The sequence below is a fragment of the Paenibacillus sp. 598K genome (genome assembly GCF_003851045.1).
GTDB lineage: Bacteria > Bacillota > Bacilli > Paenibacillales > Paenibacillaceae > Paenibacillus_D.
Map to the genome: position 1 here is coordinate 41,471 of NZ_BFBX01000035.1, position 7,662 is coordinate 49,132.

Annotated in this window: 4 protein-coding genes; 3 read left to right on the forward strand and 1 reads right to left on the reverse strand. The window is 51.1% G+C overall.

Annotated elements, in window-relative coordinates; genetic code table 11:
- Positions 1 to 727: 727 nt before the first annotated feature.
- The gene (locus PA598K_RS12670; RefSeq protein WP_185601893.1) at positions 728 to 2,995 is read left to right on the forward strand and encodes an endo-1,4-beta-xylanase; all 2,268 of its coding nucleotides are present in this window, start codon (positions 728 to 730) and stop codon (positions 2,993 to 2,995) included.
- 685 nt (positions 2,996 to 3,680) lie between these two features.
- Entirely contained in the window at positions 3,681 to 4,682 is a 1,002-nt protein-coding gene (locus tag PA598K_RS12675) for an NAD-dependent epimerase/dehydratase family protein (RefSeq protein WP_185601895.1), read from the forward strand.
- Positions 4,683 to 4,990: 308 nt separating this feature from the next.
- Here the strand turns inward: PA598K_RS12675 and PA598K_RS12680 are convergent, their stop codons facing one another.
- Positions 4,991 to 5,827, reverse strand: coding sequence for a sulfurtransferase (locus PA598K_RS12680; RefSeq protein WP_128657324.1), 837 nt, complete (start codon positions 5,825 to 5,827; stop codon positions 4,991 to 4,993).
- A gap of 573 nt (positions 5,828 to 6,400) precedes the next feature.
- Between PA598K_RS12680 and PA598K_RS12685 the strand changes: the two genes are divergently transcribed.
- On the forward strand, positions 6,401 to 7,633 hold the full coding sequence (locus PA598K_RS12685) for a VanZ family protein (protein WP_128657325.1): 1,233 nt from the start codon (positions 6,401 to 6,403) through the stop codon (positions 7,631 to 7,633).
- Positions 7,634 to 7,662 lie beyond the last annotated feature (29 nt).

Sequence of the window (7,662 nt, forward strand, 5' to 3'; positions counted from 1 at the left end):
ACCGTTTATAATAATACCGCGAGTGCAAAGGCCATCCCAATCATAAGAATGGTAAACCCTCCGAAATTCAAAGGGGATTGGGTTGTTCCTTGAATGAAAAATAGGGGTGCAACGCTAAAAAGCCCGCGCTCTTCGCGGGTTCTTAACTCATCTACGCTATGTTATTCTTCCTCCGTCGCCACCGGATTGTCCTCGTAGCTGATTCAGTCGCTCCAGCTGTAGATTAGGTTCTGAAAATGGTTACACAGCAGCCAGCGTAGACCTCAGGAGAAAACGCTCCCACTGTTCATGAAGCGAGGGATGAACCATCTTGTCAACTTGTACTATTTTAGCGATAAAACGCAAAAAAATAGTACTTTTTTCTAGACATCATTTTACATTTTATGCACGATATTTCTGCTATATTAAATCGGTACTACAACGAAAAAAAACCGAAAGAGGCGATGCAATGGATTAATATTCGGTATCCCTTCAACCTTTGCAGCAGATGAAATACCGGTTGGAACCCTGTCGTTATTCTCAAAAGGAGAGCTTTGCTTTTGACATGCGTACGAGTGCTCTCATGATTAACACGAGCAATAATGTAAGCGCAACCATCGTATGTATTGGATTTTAGACTGATCATCAATACAACAAGCCTGTTAAAAGAAGGGATGGTTTCATAAAAAAAACGAAAAAGCTATTATTCATTTATTTGGTTGTTACTCTTCTGATGGGGACATTCGCGATGCAGGCCTCGGCAAACACGGAGGATACCGCTCCGCAGACGGTCGTCAAAAGGTTCGAGGCGCTTGATGAGAATGCTTTTACCCCTGCCACCTATCGACTGGCCAAAATGGAATACGTAAAAGTAAAGGCTCTCCTTGACGATCCAAACGCCACATCGGACGAAATTAACGCTGCACTCCAAACTTTAGACACACGTATTGCAGCCCTGAAAGTTCGAAGCGGTTCTGAATCCCTGTGGAAAACCTATCAGGACTACTTTGAAATAGGCAACATTTATAGCGGAGCGGGTAACTTAAATCCGAATAATCCTCGCGGATTGTTGACATCTACCCACTTCAACTCTATCTCGGCAGAAAATGTAATGAAGCCCGAGAGCCTTTCTACTGGAAACGCTGGAACAGCGGGTACGTTTAGAATTTTCGAGGGATCGAACCACGCCTCCGACCAAATGGTCAGAGAAGCACAAGAAAAAGATATCACGGTGCATGGACACGTGCTGGTGTGGCATGGACAAACACCAAGCTGGGTTAATGGCGGTACTAGTGGCAACTACACAAGGACACAGGCCAGAGAAAATATGGAGCGCTATATCAAAACCGTAGTCGAGCACTTCGACACCTACTATCCTGGTGTAGTCGCAAGTTGGGATGTCGTCAACGAAGCGTTCGTCGATGGAGCGCCAAGCATTCCGGCAGACGCCAACTGGAAAGATTACCTTCGCAAAGGAAACCAGAGCGGATGGTATAAGTCCTACAGCAGAGACATGTCAGAAAACCAAGATCCGAGCGACTTTCTCTATGATGCATTCGTGTTTTCCCGTAAATATACGGACGCCAAGTTATTCTACAATGACTTTAATTTGTATCAAGATGGCAAATCGAAGCTGGTCGCGATGATGACTAAAGAACTCAACGAGCGGTACAAAAAAGAGTATCCAAATGATCCGCGCCAATTAATCGAGGGCGTGGGTATGCAATCCCACAATTACATTATGGATACCCCACCTTCCAGCGTGGAAAACGGCATCCTTAATCTCCTGTCCGCTGGAGTCGATATTGGGATTAGCGAGCTTGATTTGTTTGCTTGGTTCCCGTATAACGGTGAGCCAACTAGAGATTACATGGATTTGAGAGATCGCGGGATTGAACACATCATCGCTTCGAATGGTACCGAGCAAGAGCGGAATTACTGGATTAATCGTGGTGTAACCAACGGCTCCGAGATTGAAGTGATCCAGGCAGAGCTTTTCGCAGAATACTTCCAAATCTATAAGAAATACGCCGCTCATATCGACCGCGTTACATTCTGGGGTCTTAACGACAGTCAGAGTTGGAGAAGAGGTCACAATCCACTACTTTGGAACAGTGATTTCTCCCCTAAAGACGCTTTCTTCGCTGTGTCCAATCCTGAGGCCTACCTGGGGATTGAACAAAAAGGAGCGTATTTAACCGGTCCGGCTTCTGTTGTATCCGGTACGTCATTTCATGTAAACTTCAACATAAGCGCAGTGAACGATAGTGATTTCCAAAAAATATTTGGGCAAGATCTGACGATACAGTTTGATCCAAATGTGCTGACATTCGTAGAAGCTCAATCACTGACCGAAGGTCTGGTCGTTCTAGATTCGAAAGAGGTGTCTCCTGGGAAAATTAGATTCCTGGTAGCCGCACTTGGTGAAGACAAAGTCATTCCGGCCAATGGCAATTTCCTTGATCTCACATTCGTTGCCAAACCAATCACTGCACCCGTTGAGACTGCAGTAGCGGTGGACAATGTGATCCTAGCCAACGGTCAAGGTCAGGAATTGCAAGTTCCCGGATCTACCCTCACATTCGACGTCATGGTTGAACCTGTCGATAAGGCAGCCCTCCATACGTTAATTAGCTCCGCGCAGTCGAAGGTTGACGCCGCAGTCGAAGGCACGGCTCACGGTCAATATATAACAGGATCGAAAGCCTTGCTCCAAGCGGCGATCGATAAAGCCCAAGCCGTTGCTGATCAAGCCCAGGCAACTCAACAGCAGATCGATCAAGCTGCAGCCGACTTAACTTTGGCCATCACAGCCTTCGAATCATCCAGGATCTCCGTCGATGTCAACGGTGACGACAAAGTAAGCGTCGGAGATTTGGCGATTGTAGCAGCCGGGTATGGCAAGAAGTCGACCGACAGCGACTGGGATAAATTCAAAGCTGGTGACGTGAACAAAGACGGTATCATCGATATCCATGACTTAACAACCGTCGCGAGAAAGATATTGGAGTCATAACGTCAGCGATATCGGTGAACTGCTCGCATCAACACATCTTATGCTAAGTTAATAATGGTTTTCATATGACCCAAGGGTATCACCCAAGCTTGACTTGGATGATACCCTTGTACAATTCCGTTAATATTGGAACGCCAAAAAGGGCTGCGACAGGCATCTTGCTCCTAGCCTGCCACAGCCCCCAAACCCGCGTCCGACGCGGTCTCCCGGCTCTTATTCTTCTCCCGCCACCGGATTCCCCTCATAGCTAATCCAATCACTCCAGCTTCTTATCCCCCCACGAACCCCTATGCTCCGAGGGTTCCAAGTTCAGCAGGCGGGGGTTCCGGTCCACGCTCTGGGAATGCCTCGGAGGATACGCCAGCGCCTATGTGCAACGATCCCCCTTCGCGACGCTTGGGAGCGCTTTGGGAGCAAGCGGCCTGTAGACGACGGGGCTCGGACGACAATACCGATTGAGCCGAGGGAATCCATCCACCTGTGGCTGAGTCAAGCCGAAAGGATCACCACGGAAAGGCAAAGTGAAGTAAAGTGATTGGCCGAAGGGATGGATGGGCTGGAAGAGTGGACGGAGGGGGCTGTTTGCAAGTTGTTGAATGATTGTTGAATACTGAAATTTCTCTACGTTTATTGATTCTCAAAAATGTTATAATTACACATATTGTTTACGAGGGGAGTGGTTGCATTGAAAATTCTCGTTATCGGTGGTACCGGCTTCATTGGCCCCTTTGCTATTAATGAGCTATATGAGTTGGGACATACGATTGCTCTATTTAACAGGGGTAACACACCATCAAGCCTTCCCGGTATTACTCAAATTTCAGGCGACACAAAAGACTTGGCGAGCTATAGGTCTGAATTTGAACGGTTTAACCCAGATGTTGTTATACATATGATTGCCTATACAGAACAGGATGCTCGGCTAGCAATGAATGTTTTCGCTGGGATAGCCAAACGGATCGTTGTTTTAAGCAGTATGGATGTTTATCAAGCTTACGGGATTATTCTTGGGTTAGAGGACACCCCCCCTCTACCTATGCCCCTCAGAGAAGATTCTCCTTTGCGCCATATAATGTACCCATACGGAGGCGACTATGAGAAAATAAAGGTAGAACAAGTCGTCCTAAGTCAGCCCGTCGATTTGCCGGGCACTGTCCTGCGGCTTCCAATGGTTTATGGCCCCGGTGATCCTTCACATCGTCTCTTTAAGTATGTGAAACGTAGTCTTGATAGCCGTTCTTTTCTTGTTCTGGACGAATCATTTTCTAACTGGCGTGCAACGCGCGGCTATGTGGGAAATGTAGCGCATGCGATTACAGTAGCTTCGATTAATAATCATGCGGCTAATAGGATATATAATGTTGGTGATGCGTTTGCGTATAACGAACATGAATGGATCAATGCTATCGCCGATGTTATGAAGTGGAGTGTCAAAGTCCATTCAGTTATGAAATCTGAATTGCCGAAGCAACTGGTAAATCAAAACTTACAAACAAAGCAGAATTGGATTATGGATACTACACGCATTCAAGAAGAGCTAGATTATAAGGAACTCTATACGCTAGCTGAAGCTTTAGAGGCTACCGTTCAATGGGAGAAAGACAATCCTCCTGTATCGTTGCATCCCAAAGAATTCCCATTGTTTGATTATGACGCAGAGGATTTGTTTATTGCAGATCATCCCTGATAGAGTTGATCTGTTCCATCTTGTCCGCTTGGATTTGCTGATTTTATAATTTTCATGAATATACCGTTCGCCGCCATCCTTTGGCGGCTTTTTTGCATCCATTTTGAGAGGAGCGATTTATATGCCCACTTCAACAGCAACCTGACGCGACCATTCCGCTGTGGCTGGCTCCGGGGTTCCTGCAACTGTTTTCCTCGACCTCTTGTTTGCAAGCTGTTGACAGAATAGCCCAAAGAGGGCCGCAACAGCCTGCACAATGGCAACCTGTCACAGCCCCCAAACCCGCGTCCGACGTGGCCTCTAGGCTCTTATTCTTCTCCTGTTGCGATCGGATTCTCACTGTAAGAAATCCAATCACTCCAGCTCCCCGCATACAACCGCACGTTGCGGAAGCCCGCCTCTGTCAGTGCCAGTACATTGGGGCAGGCGGTGACGCCTGATCCGCAGTAGACGATGATCTCCTGCTCGGGTTCGAGACCAGCGAAGTGCGCCTGCAGCTCCTCCTCGCTCAGCCAGCGGTTCTGCTCGTCGAGCGCCTGCTTCCAGAAGAAATTGCGTGCGCCGGGGATATGACCGGCCTTGCGGTCGATCGGCTCCTCCAGCCCGGCGTAGCGCCGCGGCTCACGTGAATCGATCAGCGTCGGCGCGCCGCTCTGCGACGCCTGACGGACTGCTTCGACGTCCGCCAACAGCTCCGGCCGCGGCTGCCCCGCGAAGTCGGAGGGGATGACGACCGGCTGCTCCGTCGTCACCGGGAAGCCCGCTGCCGCCCACGCCGAGTAGCCCTCCTCCATCACATATACCTGCTCATGTCCGAGGTAGCGCAGCAGCCACCATAGACGCGACGCCATCGCTCCGCCCTGATCATCATAGGCGACGACCCGCGAGTCGCGGCCAATCCCGGCACGGCGCAGCCGCTCGATGAGCTGCTGAGCATCGGGCAGCGGATGTCGCCCGCCATGCGCCTCGATAGGCCCCGAGAGATCCCGCTCCAGATCAAGATAGACCGCGCGCGGGATATGTCCCGCCTCATATGCCTCCCGGCCCGCATCCGGCTTGCCGAGCTGGAAGCGGCAGTCGGCGATGACGATATCTGCTTCATAGAGCCGCGCCAGCAGCCAAGTTTTCGATACGCGTTGACTCATTCGGATCATCCTCTCCTTAGACTTTCGTCGGTTTTCATTTTCCACGGCTTGGGGTAAGCTGGGATATAGACGAATCAATGGCTTTCATTGCACCAACATTTCGACCGGTCGTGTCGATGCTAATTGTTACGATCCCGGTCATCTCAATCGCCCTTTGTGTGATCAGATGCAAAAATCGATGTTGCGACAGAGCGTCTAAGTAGACAGAACCAGCCTTTATTTCACCAGCATCAACAGCTTTACCTATGAAATGATCAGTTTCAGGAAGAATAAATGCTGGTCCCTGTCGCTAGTTTCTGTTTTTCGATTCGCTAACTGCAATTGTACACTTATTTCAGCCCAAAGTGGGGTTTATAGTGAGAATAACTGCAAAAATGCAGTTGTTTTTAAGGAAATCGTACGGAACAGCAGTACATGGTCGATTTAAATGTATTTTTGCACTTAAACACGCCGATCCCGCAATTCTCGCTACGAATAAAGGTATTTTTGCAGTTGTTCGCCGACTATTACATAGATCGCAGGATCGCTTACACATACACACCTACTATTCTCTTCAAAAGGAGGCGCCGTTAGATGCTTCAGCCTTATTTATCGCCGGTCCAGACGGCATTCCTGACCTTCCCGATCGCCGCCATGCTGTTCACGCTGCCATTCCTGATCGTGCAGTATCGGCGGCATGGATATGTGAACAAATGGCGGGGATTTTTGCTCTATTTGTTCCTGCTCTACCTGATGAATGCCGTCTACCTGATCCTGCTGCCGATGCCGGAGTCGCGGCACAATGCGCCGCCCGCCGCCGAGCATCTGATGCAGCTCATCCCGTTCACCTTCATCGAGGATATCTTGAAGGAGACGAACGTCGACCTGAATCGTCCCAGCCAGTACATTTACTTCCTCAAAGAACGCGCGGTGCTGCAGGTGCTGTTCAACATCCTGCTGACGGTGCCATTTGGGATGTTCATGCGCTACTACTTCCGAATGCGGTGGTTCAGCTGCCTGGCTGCGTCGCTCGCACTGTCGCTGTTCTTCGAGGTGACGCAGGTGACGGGCATCTACGGCTACTTCGACCATCCGTACCGACTGTTCGACGTCGACGATCTGATGACCAATACATTAGGGGGCATGGTCGGCTATCTGGTCGCCCAACTGCTCGCCGTCAAGCTGCCGCGCATGGATAAGCTGGACGCCTCGCTCGATCTGTCGACCAAGCGCGTCAGCTACACGCGGCGGGCGATCGCCCTCGGCGTAGACGGCATGGTGATGCTGCCCATCTTCGCCGTCGGCAGCCTGCTGCTAGGCACACCGGTCGGTCTCCTGCTCGTCATGGCGTATCAGGTGCTGATCCCGTACTGGACGAACGGCCGCACGCTCGGTCGCGCGCTGGTGCGGATCGCCATCGCCGGACAGGGCGAGCGGCTGCAGCTGCGCGAGGTCGGCGGACGTCAGTTGCTGCTGTACGGCTTCCTGGGATGGAACTTCGTCCTGATGCCCTATGTCGCCTCCTTGCCGGCGTCCATCTTGCAGCTCATCCTGCCGCTCGGGACGCTGGCGCTCGACATCGTCGTCTTCGTCCATGTGATGCGCTGCCTGTTCAACCACCAGCGTCAGCTATGGCACGAGCAACTGAGCGGCACGCGCTACCGGATCACTGGCCGCGGCCGCGCAGCCGTCAGCGCGAGCGGAGAGGTCGGCGGCATGCCCGGGACATCAAGCGGAGAGGTCGGCGGCTCGGCGGGAGCGGCGAGCGAATCGGCCGAGAGGGACACGCCGCGAGGGACACAGGGGCAGCCGTCCGACCGCCCTTGATCGGGCTTCGGCGAGCGACGGCTCGGCGG

What these genes read in the sequence shown, in the direction of transcription:
- PA598K_RS12670 (WP_185601893.1), top strand. Translation starts at nt 728, where the DNA reads ATGCAGGCCTCGGCAAACACGGAGGATACCGCTCCGCAGACGGTCGTC.
- PA598K_RS12680 (WP_128657324.1), bottom strand. Translation starts at nt 5,827, where the DNA reads ATGAGTCAACGCGTATCGAAAACTTGGCTGCTGGCGCGGCTCTATGAA.
- PA598K_RS12685 (WP_128657325.1), top strand. Translation starts at nt 6,401, where the DNA reads ATGCTTCAGCCTTATTTATCGCCGGTCCAGACGGCATTCCTGACCTTC.